The sequence below is a fragment of the Trichocoleus sp. FACHB-262 genome, assembly GCF_014696035.1.
Lineage (GTDB): Bacteria > Cyanobacteriota > Cyanobacteriia > FACHB-46 > FACHB-46 > Trichocoleus.
Window position 1 is genome coordinate 104,900 of sequence record NZ_JACJPK010000064.1, and the last position, 15,390, is coordinate 120,289.

A 15,390-nucleotide genomic window follows, 5' to 3' on the forward strand; every position below is an offset into this window, starting at 1 on the left:
TGCCTCTTAACTGAACTCTTTATGCCCTCTGCTTGACTTATTATTCACAAGAAATGAGGCTTTATAACAGGTCAAACAAGAATAAATTATTAATTAAATTTACTAATTAAATTCTTGCGCTTTTTACTTGAGTTATTCTTCACAAGGAAGAAGACTTTATAACATGTGAAGTGAAAGAATTTAGTAGAGAATCAATTTAGAGCCTGGAGCAGCTAACTCCTGGTAAAACCAAATCTCTACGATATTTCTTTACTTCACAGCGGCAGCTCCCATCAGTTGCTCAATTAAAGTAACGAGAGTTTCGAATACAGACTCTTTTTCATTGGCATTCACAGTTACAATAGGAGGCCGAGAAGCTGGATCTAATAACCCTAAGGCCAAAGCAACATTTTCTGCATCCCATGCCCCAGGGCAATCCATATGAGTCAGCCCAATAATCATGGGAATTTGTACTCGCTGATTCATGAAAGCCAAAATTCGCCGACCATAACGAAAGTCTTGAGGCCGATTGGCATCTAGTAACAAAATGTAGGCATGTGCTTTCTCAATCAGCATGTCCCACATAAAGTCAAATCGCGATTGACCAGGTGTGCCATACAGATGCATGGCTTGGCCAGGGGCAAAAGTCAAACGACCAAAGTCAAAGGCGACTGTGGTATTGCGCTTTTGCTCAGCTACTTCATCGGTGGCTCGACGGTCTGTATCGACCACATCAATTTCGCTAATGGTACGGATGAAAGTGGTCTTTCCCGCCCCGACTGTTCCTGTTACAACAATTCGTAAAATTTCCATTAGCTCTTGCTCCGTAAAAAGCCAACCAAGTTTTGCAGAAAGGAGTTGCTCACTTTGGATTTTTCTGCGGTTTCTGTCTTCTTGGGCTCCTCTGGAAACTGCTCGATCGGATCGAGAACTATTGGAGGGCCTTTGACATTTGAACCAGATGTGATCAGAGGAAGCTCCTCTACTAAACCGGCTAGCATGAGTCGGAAGGCTGCTTGTTGAACTTTAGCAACGGGTTGATTGAGTTGCTTAGCGATCGCGTTTAGAGAAACTGAACCACTGGCAAATTCCCAAATTTGTGACTCGACAGGATTCAAGCGGAATTGCGGTTTTCCTGGAATGATGCTTTGGATGGCTGAGTTGGCTTCTGGTAGCACGTCAGTCAATGTAGTCCAATCTTTCATGGCTCTCAAACCTGCCAGAGCAACTTCCATTGCTGGCAAACTCAAACCCGTCATTTCAGTGCTAGGTAAAGTAGCTTTACCATCTAAATCAAACCGCCCTGTTTGAATCCCAAATAAGCTCCAAATTTGCTGCATCTGAGCTGAAAAAAGCAAATTTAATTGTTCGGCTTGCAGCGCTCCTTGAGTTTTTAAGGTCAACCCTAAAGGAGTTTCTCCTCCAGCAAGATTACCCAATCTTTCAATCACTCGCTGGCTCAACCATCCTCTCGTTGTAATTTGGGAAATTAAGCCTTGCCCATCTAAACGGTCAGCCGCAGCAATGACTCGTCCCTGCCGAAACCAAATGTATCGACAAACGGGCGCTTGAGAGGTTGGAGCATCGCCAGCGATGAGAAGCGTCAAACGACCCGACTTGCGTCCTTGGTCAATCATTCGGAACAGCTCTGCTAAAGAAAAGTCTGTGAGAGAACTAGCTAAAGTCATGTTGGCAATCCCTGATTTTAGGGTTGATAGGGATGATATCAACCCTACGAATATGTTTAATAGGTAGATGAAGTATTAGTTCTTAGGATTTTCGTCTTTAATTTATACCTGTTGATTTTTTAAGTAGAAGTTTACAGATATAAATTTTTGTTTGTAGACTGTCAACTAGTTTCAAGAATAATGGTCATGACTAAAAAATATAGCTTCAAGGACAGTTATAAGGCAAAGTAAAAAGACTTTGCATGCGATATATGGCTTAAAAATATTCCGCCACGTTGTAAGTAAAGCTAATCTCGAACAGATTACTGTCTGACCACATAGACCACTGTTTACTATTTAGTTGCTTGACTAGATTGGTTTCCCGATATCACTCGCTCAGTGTGCCCAAATGAGTTTAATAATTCTCAGTAACCTCAATTTTCAATCTGTTTGGTATCTACTTTCAGCAAAATGGCTGAGTTTTTAATCATTGAACATATAGCAGTCCTAAACAATTTCTAAAATTGACGGGTTGTGAGAGGTCCAAACCCATTTGGGATCGCTATAGATAGTGAAATATATTTTTTAACGTGGTCTAGTAAAAAAATATACGTTGCTATCAAAGCTCAACAACGCATGCAAATTCTTGAAGTTAATTGGTTGCAACTCAATAGCCGTGCTGACTCAAGTAAGCAACGTGTGATATTAATAACACCGAAATGATGAACTAAGCTTTTTTTGAAGCTTGCGATCGCGAGGCTTTAGCCCGAGTAGAGGTTGAGCGTGTCTTTGATTTAGAGTTAACTTCCACGGGCATAGCAGGTTTCGCAGGGGCAGTTGTAGTGCTTGCAGGTGTTTGGCGCAGGTCGGCTGCTTGGGCCAGCAGAGAGTCGGCAAAGGCGATCGCTTCTTGAGCTGAGCGTCCTCCCGCAAGTTGGGCTAGTTCTTCTCGACGCTGGTTGGGGTCTAGAGTCGTGACACGCACTACCGTCCTGATGGCTTCTAAATCTGCTTCGGAGGTGATCAGGTCAACGGTTGTATTTTCTGCATTTGTATCTGTATCTGCGGCTGGCTTGCCTTTAGATTGACTGCGTTTGCCATTTTTGGTTGCCACCACCACAGGCTCAGCGATCGCTTGCTTATCGACATGGAAGTGATAGTCTGCCATCGCCGCCACAATCGGTTGGTGAGTCACACAGAGGACTTGGTGCTGCTGGCTCAGTTGGTATAGTTTCTCAGCGATCGCCTGCGTCACCCGACCGGAAACCCCCACATCGATTTCATCAAAAACGAGTGTGCCAATCAAATCGACTTGCGAGAAACAAGCTTTAATCGCCAGTAGAAAGCGGCTCATCTCCCCACCGGATGCCGTCTCGTTTAATGGTTGTAAAGGTTCTCCAGGGTTAGGACTAAACAAGAAGGTGATTTGATCGGCTCCGTTGGCAGTAGGGGCGATCGGCGCAATTTGCACTTGAAACTGCACCTTTTCCATTGCCAGGGGCTTTAATTCTCGGATCAGGCGGTCTTCTAGCTCACGGGCGGCAACTTGCCGTAATTCAGTCAGCTGGGCACACACTGTTACTAGAGCAGTTCGGCGTTCTTGGTAAGTTTGCTCTAACTCTTCTAGCGATAAACCACCTCCGGTGAGAGCTTCTAGCTCTGACTGCACGCGCTGTTGAAAGGCGATCGCATCGGCTAAGGTAGGGCCATATTTGCGGCAAATTTGTTTCAGTTCAGCGATGCGGTCTTCCACATCCTGCAACCGCTGGGGATCAGTTTCAACGTTTTCCCCATAGGCATTAATTTGCCGCCCCGCTTCCTGAATTTGGGCCAAGGCATCGGTTACTAGGTCTAGAACAGGCTGCAATTCAGGGTCGTAGCGCAGCATATCGTTCAAAATTACTTCGGCATTGCCCAGCAGGTCAGCACAGGCAGGCTCCCCAGCATCGTTTTGATAGAGGGCTTGATACGCCTGATAGCTTTGCTGCTGCAATTCCACACTATGGCTGAGTCGCTGGCGTTCTTGCTCCAATTGTTCTAGCTCATCAGCATCGCTCAAGCTGGCAGTACTCAATTCCCGCAGCTGATATTGATATAGGTCTAGTTGTTGTAACCGTTGGCTCTCGGAGTGTCGCCGCTTCTCTAAGGCTTGTGAAGCCTGTTGATAAGCAATAAAGGCACTACTCACCGCTGCTCGTTGTTCTAGGAGCAGTGGCCCCCCAAAACCATCCAGCCACTCGCGCTGATTGGCGGCCTGCCCTAACTGCATGGTTTGGCCTTGGGCCGTGATTTCTACCAAGCGATCGCGAAGAATTTCCATTTGCTGCTTGTTCACCAGCACTCCATTCAGGCGCGATCGGCTGCGCAGGGTGCTTTGGCCTGCCACCATTTCGCGGCTACAAACTAGAGAGGCATCATCTAGGAGGTCAATTTCTTGCTCCGTCAGCCAAGCAGCTAACGACGGGTCCAGAGCAAACGTAGCCTCTACTAAACCACGATCGGCTCCAGTCCGAATGGCCCGACTCGTCACCTTACCACCCAAGGCTGCGTCAATCGCATCCAAAATAATCGATTTGCCAGCACCTGTTTCACCCGTCAAGACATTCAGACCAGTGCTGAACTCTAACTCCAGGCGATCGATTAGAGCAAAGTTTTCAATCCGAAGAGAAAGCAACATGAGGCAGAATTGACCTTGAAGGAAGAGGAAAAAACTTCGAACTCCCTAGACACTGAAGATACTGCGTCCTAAGCAGCAGGTAAAACCAGGTCTCCTGGTGGAAATCACATCGAATCAAAGGGGGCTACCCATTTAGTTTAGTGTGAGTTGCCGTACCCCTGCTTCCCTTACCCCGAAATGAGAATTGAGCAATTCAATCAAAAGCTAGAGTGAAAATGAACTCAGAGCTATGATCAATTGAGTTGTTACAATACTTAACATCGCTGCTCCCCAATCAGTCCTGAACCCATGAAGAATGTTGAGATATCTTCTACTGCTACGCGAACTGACTTACGCCCAGTTCAGCCAGAGTCTGTTATTCCAGCCGGAATAGTAGTGACAAACTCAACTTCCCCTTCAACCATCACGGTAAAAAGTGAGCCAGTCGCCTTGCCGCCAGAGATGCTGATGCCCGAACCCGTGGCTGAAGCGGAATTTGATCCAGAAGTTGCTGGCTTGCGCTATGACCCAGTAGCGATCGCGGACTACTACCGCTCCAAACCGTTGCAAGTATGGGGTCGTTTGCTCACCATTATTTGGCCATTTCTGACCTTTGGGCTGAGCTTATGGTGGGACAAGCGGACAGGACAAGCAGCTAAAAATCAACGCCTTCGCGCCGTGCGCTTGCGGGAAGTCTTGACTGCCTTAGGGCCAGCATACATAAAAGTGGGGCAAGCTCTCTCCACGCGCCCTGACTTGGTTCCGCCGCTATTTCTTGAAGAACTGACGCAACTCCAGGATCAGCTACCTCCTTTCCCCAACGAGCTGGCTTACCAGTTTATTGAAGAAGAGCTCGGCGATCGCCCAGAAGAGATCTACGCCGAACTAACGCCTCAACCTATTGCGGCAGCATCTTTAGGGCAGGTCTACAAAGGTAGGCTTAAAACTGGGGAACTGGTCGCCGTTAAGGTACAACGGCCTGGATTGGCCCAAAATATTACCCTGGACTTGTATCTACTCAGGGGTCTAGCGGGTTGGGCACAGCGAAACATTAAACAAGTCCGGAGTGACCTCATTGCCATCTTGGATGAATTTGGTAGCCGTGTCTTTGAAGAGATGGACTACATCCACGAAGGGCACAATGCAGAACGCTTTGCTCGGCTTTACGGTCACTTGCAAGATATTTACGTCCCTAAAATTTATTGGGAATATACGCAGCGGCGCGTGCTGACGATGGAGTGGATCAACGGCACCAAGCTGACTCAGCCAGAGCAACTCAAAGCTCAAGGCATTGATGCCAGCTACCTGATTGAGGTGGGGGTGCAGTGTTCTTTGCGCCAACTGCTAGAGCATGGCTTTTTCCACGCTGATCCCCACCCAGGCAACTTGCTAGCCACACCCGATGGCAAGCTGGCTTATCTAGACTTCGGCATGATGAGCGAAGTCAAGCCCTACCAGCGCTACGGCCTGATTGAAGCCGTGGTGCATATGGTCAACCGGGACTTTGAGGGTTTGGCTCACGATTATGTGAAGCTGGAATTTCTCACTCCTGAAACTGACCTGACTCCGATCATTCCAGCTCTAGCTAACGTTTTCAGTAACGCCCTCGGCGCGAGTGTAGCAGAGTTAAATTTCAAGAGCATCACCGATGAATTTTCGGCGCTGATGTACGAATATCCCTTCCGAGTGCCAGCTTACTATGCACTGATCATCCGATCGCTCGTTACGCTAGAAGGCATTGCGATCAACGTAGATCCTAATTTCAAGGTTCTCAGCAAAGCTTATCCTTATGTTTCCAAGCGCTTGCTGACTGATCCAGCGCCGGAATTGCGGAATTCTCTGCGTGATCTGCTCTTCAAAGATGGCAGTTTCCGTTGGAATCGTTTAGAGAACTTGCTCAAGAATGCTCGCGACAGCCAAGACTATGACTTAAATCAAGTCATGACTCAGGCAGTAGATTTTCTCTTTTCCGAGCGAGGCGTGTTTATTCGCAATAGGTTAGTTGATGAAATTATTAAAGGGGTAGATGCACTGGGCCGCAATGCTTTCCACAACCTCAGCTATATGGTGCGCGAAAGGGTAGGCTTAGCAGTAAACCAGCAAGGCGCTGTTCCTGCTGATGAGCAACAGAGTTTGGAACATATCAAACGAATTTGGGGTATCTTGCGCGAAACCCAAGGTTTTGATGCGGCTCAACTGTTACCCTTAATTCCTCGGCTATTAGCTAAGCCAGAGACACAGCACATGGGACAGCAGATCGCCAGTGGCTTAGCGCAACGTGTAGCAGCTCGCTTCATTCGTGAAGTGTTACTCAAAGACGAGGCTGCTCCTGTGGCTCCCAGTTCTGCAACGAATGGCTTCTCAAGACAAGCTAACGGTAACTCATCTCCTCATCTGGCTCTACCCGCCGCTGTTAGCCGATAAATTAACTGAATTAAAGCGATCGCCTAACTCCAGAAAATAAGAGTTAGGCGATCGCTTTAATTTTGAGGGCCTTTAGTAGAGAGCTATTTTTAGGGTCTTCCTAGTAACTCTGCTACAGATGCTTATGTACAGACGTAGCCGTGACAGAGGAATCTATTAGGGCTTCTATGGCTCACGCAATTACTGGTTGTCAGGGTATAGATTGGGACTGATTCCTAAAGCCTTACGACTGCGCTTTAACTGTTTCCACAGAGTTTTAACTTGCTTATAGGCCTGCTCAGGAGGAAGTTTGCCACCTGTCTCTAGAGCGGAAATATAGGCCACCTTCTGGGAGAACTCTTGCAGGTTGGCATTAAAAGCTAACGTTTCAGGAGTAAAAGCACCGTAGTAATGGCTCCTAGGATAAAAAAAGTTGTCTTTAGCTGCGTTATTACAATTTGCCATAGCCACCCTTTAGTGATGTAGCGACACTAAGTTCTATTGTTAAATATTTCTTAATCTCAAATTAACTTAGAGTTGGGTTGTGAAAATTCTTCCTTGAGAAGGACTTTTCGCTCTGTAAGATTAGCTACAATCTCTCGCTCTGCTATGACCCGTCTTGTAGAGAAACTTTTAGCTGCTGCGCTAATGCTTCTAGCTCTTGTTTCTCGCGCTTCAAGTTTTCTTCGAGTTCCTGAATCTGCTCACGTCGCGCTTCTACTTCTAGCGTGCGTCGGCCTAATTCCTGGCTTTGTAAGGTCAAAGACTGTCGCCATTGCTCAGCCCTTTCTGCTTCTTGCTGCAGAAGAGCAGGAGTCAGGCCTGCAATCAAATATTTCTGAACTAACTCAAGGACCCACTCTGTAGCGTCTTGGACGTTGGTCACTTGACGATCTTCTGCCACTTCAACTAGAACTAATGTGCCTTCACCAAAAGCATGGGCTTCAGCAGATAAAACCACATCCTCTTTAGCCGCTAAGACCCAGGTTGTTTCAGATTTTTGACGGGCGAGCAACTGCAACTCAGCCTTTCCTAAAAATCCTTTTTTTTGCACTTGGGCTAAATGCAGCATCGCAACTCAAGCTAAACATAAGCATATTCTTGAGAGACAGTATATCTCGTTTTACGAAGATGTCCTCAAGCGCAATCTTCAAGCCCAATTCTCAAGCCTAATTTCAAGCCTAGTCGCGAAGGGCGATCGCTCAGAATTGCTCAAGCTGGAAAGAGCGATCGCTGAGACGATGGCTCTAGCTTTAGTCTTCAATGGAAGTCACCGCATAAGTTTCAACATCGGTGGCTCCATGAATTTTGGCAGCGATCTCCACTATCCTTTGCAGTAAGCTTTGGGAAACCCGCCCTTTGAGCACAACCACTCTACCGCGCTGGGATACAGAAAGAGCCTGAATCTGCTCAGAGCTGAAGGCTTGTTGAAACGCTAACTGGACCCGCTTAGCTAAACCGCCATGGTCGTACTCACCATTTAAGCCAACCCGCTCTGGAGGAATCGTCTGAAGTAAGCAGGTCTGAGTGGTCACGGTGCCAAAAACTTGGCTACGGCTTGAGGTAGTAGCTTTTTCTGGCTTAAGTTCTAAGGTCGTTGGTGATGAACCCATAAGTTCTACGTCTTTTGGAGCTTGATCAGAATGTTAGTTGATTAAAGAATTATTTAACAAGATTAACCATCCATCTTACGACAGTTGTTGGTTTATGAAACTTTGTTAACACCAATACAGGGCATAGGTGGCAGATGATGAGCTGGCTAAAAAACAGTGCCTTTCAAAAAAGTTGGTATTAAGAATTACATTTTTTGCAAAAGTGGCAGAGTAGCCTCGAATATCACTCTCTACAAGAGCTAGGACTATTATTCGCTTGTGAGCATAAGGGCTTTGGTCTGAGATACTAGCGAATTGTAGCTTTTTTGACACTGAACTCTTAGCTACAGAGGCTGGAGCATACCCATGCAAACAATGAACTCTCCACGGTGGTTTGTCCGCAGAGATATTGATGGCTTTTTTGGCCTAGCTCTCGATAATTTCATTCAAATTTTGGTGATTGTGAGCCTGTGCCAGGGAGTCTTAAATTTTCCAGGCACAATTTTGTATGGCCGCATTCTACCTGGTGTGGCGCTTAGCTTAATTGTTGGTAACTTTTACTATGCTTGGCTGGCGTACCGACAAGGCCAGCGGGAGCAACGGGATGACATTACTGCTTTGCCTTACGGCATCAACACCGTTAGTCTCTTTGCTTATGTATTTCTGGTGATGCTGCCCGTTAAACTAGCCGCGATCGCTCAAGGTGTGCCTCCAGAGCAGGCAGCAGAACTAGCTTGGCAGGCAGGTTTAGTCGCTTGTCTAGGCTCCGGTTTAATCGAACTAGCAGGTGCTTGGATTGGGGAAGGTTTGCGCCGACTGGCACCGAGAGCCGCTTTGCTCTCAACCTTAGGTGGCATTGCCGTAACCTTCATCGCAATGGACTTTTTGTTTCGCACGTTTGCTAGTCCAATTGTGGGGTTAGTGCCGCTGGGTGTAATTCTTCTGACTTATTTTGGGCAAGTGCGCTTTGCAATTCCAGGGGGGTTGTTAGCGGTACTACTGGGGATAGGGCTAGCTTGGGGCACAGGATTGGTCAGTTGGGATGCGACTCGCTTCGCAACGGCTTTAGAACCCATTGGCGTTTACTTACCAAGATTTTGGTTAGGCGAGTTGTGGCAAGGGCGATCGGTCTTGATCGATTACTTGAGCGTGATTTTGCCAATGGGCCTGTTTAACTTAATTGGCAGCATTCAGAATTTGGAAAGTGCGGAAGCCGCTGGAGACTCTTACCCATCTGCTCCTTGTTTGGCGGTCAATGGCATTGGCACAATTGTGGCAGCCGTCTGTGGTTCTTGTTTCCCTACAACGATTTACATTGGGCATCCCGGTTGGAAAGCGCTGGGTGCAAGAGTTGGGTATTCGACGCTCAATGGCGTTGTGATGGCGCTGTTGTGTTTGAGTGGAACGGTCGGCTTGCTGGCCTACTTTGTCCCCATTGAAGCGGGAATGGCGATCGTGTTGTGGATTGCGATTGTGATTGTGGCCCAAAGCTTCACAGCTACACCGCTGCGCCATGCTCCTGCTGTGGTTGTGGGGTTGCTTCCTGCGATCGCGGCTTGGGGAGTACTGGTTGCCAAGAATGCTCTGCGAGCTGCGGGTTTGGGTACACCTGCTCAGCCGTTTACTCCCAATTTGATTAAATCCTTCCAAAACAGCGGCATGTTTATCGATGGAGCCTTTGCCTTGGAGCAAGGATTTATTTTTTCGGCCATGCTCCTCGCAGGGATCACCGTCTATATTATTGAGCGCAAATTTAAGCAGGCCGCACTGTGGTCGTTAGCGGCAGCAGTACTTTCTTGGCTGGGGTTGATGCACAGCTACAACTGGGCGATCGCGGATACGATCATCCGTTTGGGTTGGGGCGCTGGAGGGGATTGGGCCGTGGGTTACTGTTTGCTAGCGATTCTATTTTTCTATGCAGCATGGCAAACCCGGAAGGCCAAGAGCGAAAGTCCCGAGCACCTACTCAACGAAATCTCTGGCCCTCAGGAGTACTCGCAAGACTAAGCTCACAGTTTGAAAACATCGGCCAAAACGCCGTTTAGATCTCGTTTGCGGGTTTCTGAAGGCGCATCATAAACCACCATCAGCGAGGGAGAGTTGCTAATACAGGTAAACAAGGTCATGCCTTCGGCGCGATCGCACCCAATACCGTAGGGAATATCAAATAAGAGTTCTAGCTCTCCCTCTGCTTGCTCACACAGACTGTTTTCATCCAAATCTAGGGCTTTGGTGAGACGAAACACTCGAATAGAGCCGTCGAGTACCATCGTTGGGCCAGCCAAAATCAATAGATCTTTGCCTTGAAAATGGAGATCTCGAATGCCTAACCCACCCAAATCAAAAAAGTGTTTTTTATAGAGTTGTCCTTCTTTACCAATGGGTTTTAGGGATAAAGTTTCGGGAGTTTTCTGCTCCACGGCGATCTCTAAAATAATTGCCCAACCGCGTAACACGGGTCCCCGTAACCCAACGAAAATGCGATCGCCATAAACTGCTAACCCTTCAACATCAAAACCATTATCTTTTCCTGGCAATAGTAAAGGCTGGTCCTGAGCTTGGGTATAGGTGGAGAGAAACGGACCCAAGTGAGGGTCAGATTTGAGGGCATCAATCAAGACATTGCCGCCCGCTGTGAGTTCTAAGGTCGCAGCGGTTAATTGTTGGCTGGGGTCTTGAGAATGGGGACAGGACTTAACCAAATCTCCATTGCAGAGTGGGATTCGAGCCAGAATGTAGCGGTTGGGGTCAAATTCGACTTCGGTTAAGCGTTGCAGATTTTCTTCATCAGTTTTTTCGGCTTTGACTTTCTTTCGTTTGGTACCGTGGGAGCCGACGACCCAAAGATATTCATCGCCATAGTCCATACCTTCAATATCAACTTCAACCTTCTTGCGATCAGGTAGATTGATCAGATCAGCAAGGGCGAATTGCTTATCGTGTTTGTAAACATAAGGCTCTGCAAAGGACAAGCGATCGATTGTGGCCGCTTCATCGGAGGCAACCCACAGGTGCCCATCTTTTGTGTGAATCACCGCTGAGAGGTCTTCAGAAACCCCCTGAAACTTAGAACTAAACTGCAAAACAATTCGACTCAACAAAAAACCGTTTGTCATCGTTTTGCTCCTTTGGCACACTAGCCTTTGTTCAAAACTAGCTCACTTTCAGTGATGTGCAGGCGATCGCGTTTTTGGTGGAGTTTAGCGATCGATCTCAGGCAATTTATCGAGCTGACTGGCGGGAATCAGAATGAAACCTAACCCCCAGCCCCTTCCCTGCTGTAGCTTGCTTCCCCAAAGGGGTGGGAAGGGGAGAAATATTCCAAGCCCCTCGCCTTGTAGGCGAGGGGTTTGGGGAGAGGTTAACTTACTTGAGACAATCGAGCTTTGAGGATCTCGGCTTGTTTTTCGGCTTCGGCTAGGGTATCTCTCGCACCTTGGACGACATCGGCAGGGGCTTTATCCACAAACTTAGAGTTGCTAAGACGACCAGAAAGAGCGGCGATCTCGGCTTCTACCTTTTTGAGGTCTTTCTCCAGCTTGGCCTTGAGTGCAGCTACATCCACCACACCTGCGAGCAGTACAAGAACTTGCACAGTTCCAACCACACCTGCGATCGCTTCTGGGGCAGATTCTAGCTTCTCCACAATGCTGAGAGTTTCCACCTTGGCGAGGTTTTGGATATAGGACTGACCCTGGTCAAGGATTTGGCGTTCGCGATCGCTCTCACTTTGCAGAATGGTCTGTACCTTTGCTCCTGGCTTCACATCCGCTTCCGCGCGCAAATTACGGATGGTGCGAATGGTGCCGATCAACAGATCAAACTGGTGCTCTAGTTCAGCATCAATTTGTGCGGCATTCACTTCCGGATACGCTTGCACTGCCAAATATTGGTCTTCACCTGCTTGAGTTAGGGTGTGCCAGATCTCCTCAGTGATGTGCGGCATAAAGGGATGGAACAGTTTGAGGATGCCTTCCAACACATAAGCTAAGGTTTGCTGAGCCGCTTTGCGGGAAGTTGCATTTTCTCCTTCTTGCAAGCGAGGCTTCACCAATTCGATATACCAATCGCAGAAGTCGCCCCAGGTAAACTCATACAGACCTTTAGCCGCTTCACCTAACCCGAAGTTATCAATGTCGTTGCGGGTTTGCTGCACGACTTGATAGAAGCGAGAGAGAATCCAGCGATCGCTTAACTCTAAATTCTCGCTAGGAACTCCTAACTGTTGCGGGGTTTGACCTTCCAGGTTCATCATCACGAACCGGGAGGCATTCCACAGCTTATTGGTGAAGTTGCGGGAGGCTTCTACCGAGGCGGATTCGTCGGTTTTGCGGTTGTACTCCAAGCGGATGTCTTGACCCGCACCCACAACTTCCCTGATTAAGGTGTAGCGGAGGGCATCAGTGCCGTATTTGTTAATCAGCAACAGGGGGTCGATGCCGTTGTTGGCTGACTTCGACATCTTCTTGTTGTTTTCATCCCGCACCAAACCGTGAATGTAGACGGTCTCAAACGGCATTTGTCCGGTAAAGTGCCCTGCCATCATCGTCATCCGGGCCACCCAGAAGAAGATAATGTCAAACCCAGTCACGAGCGTTGTGGTGGGGTAGTAGCGTTGCAAATCTGCCGTTTGTTCTGGCCAACCCAAAGTCGAGAACGGCCACAGACCTGACGAGAACCAAGTATCTAGCACATCCGGATCTTGTGCTAGTTGGACATCCGCGCCAAATTTCGCGATCGCCTTTTCTCTCGCTTCTGCTTCGCTATGGGCAACCACAAAGGGCGTGTTGTCCATAATCTCGCCATTGGTTTCACTCACTGCGTACCAAGCAGGGATTTGATGCCCCCACCAAAGTTGCCGTGAGATACACCAGTCGCGCAAGCTCACCAACCAATCCCGGTATACCTTCGTCCAGCGATCGGGCACGAAGACTGGCTCTTGTTTTTGGTTAAGAAACTCCAGCGCCCGCTCGGACATCGGCTTGATCTTGACAAACCACTGGGTCGAGAGTAGCGGCTCTACCGGAACTTTGCCGCGATCGCTGTAGGGGACGGAGTGTTTGTAGTCCTCAATCTTGACAAGCACCTCTAATTCTTCTAGACGCGCGACCACATTCTTACGAGCCACGAAGCGATCCTGACCTTGGAATGGCCCCGCATTCTCATTCAGCGAGCCATCTTTGTTCATGATGTTGATGAAAGGCAGGTTGTGGCGTTTGCCCATCTCAAAGTCGTTGGGGTCGTGAGCAGGGGTAACTTTGACGCAACCCGTCCCAAAGGTGGCATCGACGTACTCATCCCCAATGATCGGAATTTCCCGATTCATAATTGGCAGGGTGAGGGTTTTGCCAATTAAATGCTTGTAGCGATCGTCGTTGGGGTTGACCGCCACGGCTGTATCGCCCAACATCGTTTCGGGGCGAGTGGTCGCGACTTCCACATAACCAGAACCATCCGAGAGCGGATAGCGGAAGTGCCAGAGATGCCCATTCACTTCTTGGGGTTCTACTTCTAGGTCAGACACGGCTGACTGGGTGGCAGGGCACCAGTTAACCAAATATTGACCGCGATAAATCAGTCCTTCTTCGTAAAGCTGCACAAACGCGGTCAAGACAGCACGAGACAGCCCTTCATCCATCGTGAAGCGTTCCCGTGACCAATCAACCGAGACACCCAAGCGCCGCAATTGGTTAACGATCGTGCCGCCAGACTCAGCTTTCCACTGCCACGCCCGCTCTAGAAACTGCTCACGGCCCAGGTCGTAACGAGTTTTGCCTTCTGCCTTGAGCTGCTTGTCTAAAATCGTTTGCACCGCAATGCTGGCGTGATCAGTACCAGGCAGCCAGAGGGTGTTGCGACCCAGCATCCGGTGATAGCGCACCAAAGTATCAATCAGGGAACTCTCGAAGGCGTGCCCCATGTGCAAGCTACCCGTGACGTTGGGTGGCGGAATCACCACGCAGTAAGGCTCTCCACCATGATTGGGGTCAGCCTTAAAGACTTGGTTTTGCTCCCAAGCTGTTTGCCACTTAGATTCAGTTGTGGAGGGGTCGTACTGGCTGGCGAGGGTCGGGATAGTTGCAGTCATGAAGGGCAGACTAAATAAATTAATCAGAACAGATGCTTAACACTACTAAATTCTGCCATGATGCACCGCCAAGCCGCTAAGACAATGTAGGGCGATCGCTCAAACAAATGGTACTTTCACTTCATAACTGACTGTTCCCAACCAAGGTACCTTGGGCAATTGATAAGGTTTGAATTTAAGGGGTTCTAGTCCAGATTTCTTGACTAGATACGTCAGAAAGTGCAGTGACCCTTGCAATAACTCAGTTGCGTTTGGGTGCTGAAAATCTTCGCGTTGTATTTGTGGGTCCAACTTCAATAAATTTTTGACCGATTTAAACAAACCCGAATCAGGTGACAGGCGAATATAAGTTGAGATCGCACGGCGGATTTCTGCTTCCACTTCTGCCGGATTTTGCAGTTGATTGTTGGCGATCGCTCCCTTAAACCGTTCTTGCAGAAACCATCGGACAGTCTCGGCATAAGGCTGAGCATCATACTGAGCGATCGCTTGAGAAATTAAAGCTTGTTTACCAGAATTCAGCATTACGCCAACTACATAAGCTGCAATATTTGCCGCGTAGTCAGAGTCAGAGGCGTAGCGATTTAGCGATTCTAGTACTGTAGGAATTTTCTGCTGACTACCCTGTGCGTGAAACGTGGCGATCGCGGAACCAATGTCGCCTGCCCAAGAGGTATGATCAGCCGTCCAACTCGTCAAATCTGACCAACGTACTCCCGGCTGATTCACATGATCGGAGAGTGCTGCGATGAAATGCCCAAAGTCAGTTTTCTCGCCGCTGAGCAGCAATTCTTGATTTAGCTTGCCCTTAAACTCACCCTCTAGGTAAGGCTGCTTATAGCCTGTAGCCGTACTCCACATCGGCGTGGTGTAGCTAGGCTTGGTGTAGCCCCGCAGTTTGTTGGCAATCTCATAGACAGACTGATCTGCATTGGCTCGCTCAATTTTTTCGATAAATTGCAATGCTGCTGTTAACTCAGGAGTCATTTCTTTTCCATCCTGGGA

11 protein-coding genes are annotated in these 15,390 nt (G+C 48.3%); 2 read left to right on the forward strand and 9 right to left on the reverse strand.

What is annotated here, in order from left to right:
* Nucleotides 1–249: 249 nt before the first annotated feature.
* The 3 genes from H6F68_RS12370 to recN all read right to left on the reverse strand — a co-directional run bounded on the left by H6F68_RS12370 (nt 250) and on the right by recN (nt 4,323).
* On the reverse strand, nt 250–792 hold the full coding sequence (locus tag H6F68_RS12370) for an ATP/GTP-binding protein (protein WP_190559368.1): 543 nt from the start codon (nt 790–792) through the stop codon (nt 250–252).
* Nucleotides 792–1,667: a DUF4388 domain-containing protein gene (locus tag H6F68_RS12375; RefSeq protein WP_190435920.1), complete on the reverse strand. Its 876-nt coding sequence runs from the start codon at nt 1,665–1,667 to the stop codon at nt 792–794. Before H6F68_RS12375 ends, H6F68_RS12370 begins: the two co-directional genes overlap by 1 nt.
* 706 nt (nt 1,668–2,373) lie before the next feature.
* Nucleotides 2,374–4,323 carry a DNA repair protein RecN gene (gene recN / locus H6F68_RS12380; protein WP_190559370.1) on the reverse strand — a complete coding sequence of 650 codons (1,950 nt, stop codon included), beginning with the start codon at nt 4,321–4,323 and terminating at the stop codon, nt 2,374–2,376.
* Between the two features lie 288 nt (nt 4,324–4,611).
* On the opposite strand from recN, the gene H6F68_RS12385 reads away from it, so the two are divergent.
* Nucleotides 4,612–6,726, forward strand: coding sequence for an ABC1 kinase family protein (locus H6F68_RS12385; protein WP_399313783.1), 2,115 nt, complete (start codon nt 4,612–4,614; stop codon nt 6,724–6,726).
* A gap of 180 nt (nt 6,727–6,906) precedes the next feature.
* Here the strand turns inward: H6F68_RS12385 and H6F68_RS12390 are convergent, their stop codons facing one another.
* The 3 genes from H6F68_RS12390 to H6F68_RS12400 all read right to left on the reverse strand — a co-directional run bounded on the left by H6F68_RS12390 (nt 6,907) and on the right by H6F68_RS12400 (nt 8,318).
* A complete protein-coding gene (locus tag H6F68_RS12390; RefSeq protein WP_190559372.1) occupies nt 6,907–7,170 on the reverse strand; it encodes a hypothetical protein in 264 nt (87 codons plus the stop codon).
* A 142-nt stretch (nt 7,171–7,312) separates the two neighbouring features.
* Entirely contained in the window at nt 7,313–7,777 is a 465-nt protein-coding gene (locus H6F68_RS12395; RefSeq protein ID WP_190559374.1) for a hypothetical protein, read from the reverse strand.
* 181 nt (nt 7,778–7,958) lie between these two features.
* Nucleotides 7,959–8,318: a BON domain-containing protein gene (locus H6F68_RS12400; protein WP_190559376.1), complete on the reverse strand. Its 360-nt coding sequence runs from the start codon at nt 8,316–8,318 to the stop codon at nt 7,959–7,961.
* A gap of 345 nt (nt 8,319–8,663) precedes the next feature.
* On the opposite strand from H6F68_RS12400, the gene H6F68_RS12405 reads away from it, so the two are divergent.
* Nucleotides 8,664–10,304, forward strand: a complete 1,641-nt coding sequence (locus H6F68_RS12405) for an NCS2 family permease (RefSeq protein WP_190559378.1) — start codon at nt 8,664–8,666, stop codon at nt 10,302–10,304.
* Between the two features lie 2 nt (nt 10,305–10,306).
* Here the strand turns inward: H6F68_RS12405 and H6F68_RS12410 are convergent, their stop codons facing one another.
* The 3 genes from H6F68_RS12410 to H6F68_RS12420 form a co-directional block, all read right to left on the reverse strand.
* Entirely contained in the window at nt 10,307–11,413 is a 1,107-nt protein-coding gene (locus tag H6F68_RS12410; RefSeq protein WP_190559380.1) for a DUF3616 domain-containing protein, read from the reverse strand.
* Nucleotides 11,414–11,658: 245 nt separating this feature from the next.
* Nucleotides 11,659–14,385 carry a valine--tRNA ligase gene (locus tag H6F68_RS12415; RefSeq protein ID WP_190559382.1) on the reverse strand — a complete coding sequence of 909 codons (2,727 nt, stop codon included), beginning with the start codon at nt 14,383–14,385 and terminating at the stop codon, nt 11,659–11,661.
* A 99-nt stretch (nt 14,386–14,484) separates the two neighbouring features.
* Nucleotides 14,485–15,372 carry a hypothetical protein gene (locus tag H6F68_RS12420; RefSeq protein WP_190559384.1) on the reverse strand — a complete coding sequence of 296 codons (888 nt, stop codon included), beginning with the start codon at nt 15,370–15,372 and terminating at the stop codon, nt 14,485–14,487.
* Nucleotides 15,373–15,390 lie beyond the last annotated feature (18 nt).

What these genes read in the sequence shown, in the direction of transcription:
- H6F68_RS12370 (WP_190559368.1), bottom strand. Translation starts at nt 792, where the DNA reads ATGGAAATTTTACGAATTGTTGTAACAGGAACAGTCGGGGCGGGAAAG.
- H6F68_RS12375 (WP_190435920.1), bottom strand. Translation starts at nt 1,667, where the DNA reads ATGACTTTAGCTAGTTCTCTCACAGACTTTTCTTTAGCAGAGCTGTTC.
- H6F68_RS12420 (WP_190559384.1), bottom strand. Translation starts at nt 15,372, where the DNA reads ATGACTCCTGAGTTAACAGCAGCATTGCAATTTATCGAAAAAATTGAG.
- H6F68_RS12385 (WP_399313783.1), top strand. Translation starts at nt 4,612, where the DNA reads ATGAAGAATGTTGAGATATCTTCTACTGCTACGCGAACTGACTTACGC.
- H6F68_RS12390 (WP_190559372.1), bottom strand. Translation starts at nt 7,170, where the DNA reads ATGGCAAATTGTAATAACGCAGCTAAAGACAACTTTTTTTATCCTAGG.
- H6F68_RS12405 (WP_190559378.1), top strand. Translation starts at nt 8,664, where the DNA reads ATGCAAACAATGAACTCTCCACGGTGGTTTGTCCGCAGAGATATTGAT.
- recN (WP_190559370.1), bottom strand. Translation starts at nt 4,323, where the DNA reads ATGTTGCTTTCTCTTCGGATTGAAAACTTTGCTCTAATCGATCGCCTG.
- H6F68_RS12410 (WP_190559380.1), bottom strand. Translation starts at nt 11,413, where the DNA reads ATGACAAACGGTTTTTTGTTGAGTCGAATTGTTTTGCAGTTTAGTTCT.
- H6F68_RS12400 (WP_190559376.1), bottom strand. Translation starts at nt 8,318, where the DNA reads ATGGGTTCATCACCAACGACCTTAGAACTTAAGCCAGAAAAAGCTACT.
- H6F68_RS12415 (WP_190559382.1), bottom strand. Translation starts at nt 14,385, where the DNA reads ATGACTGCAACTATCCCGACCCTCGCCAGCCAGTACGACCCCTCCACA.
- H6F68_RS12395 (WP_190559374.1), bottom strand. Translation starts at nt 7,777, where the DNA reads ATGCTGCATTTAGCCCAAGTGCAAAAAAAAGGATTTTTAGGAAAGGCT.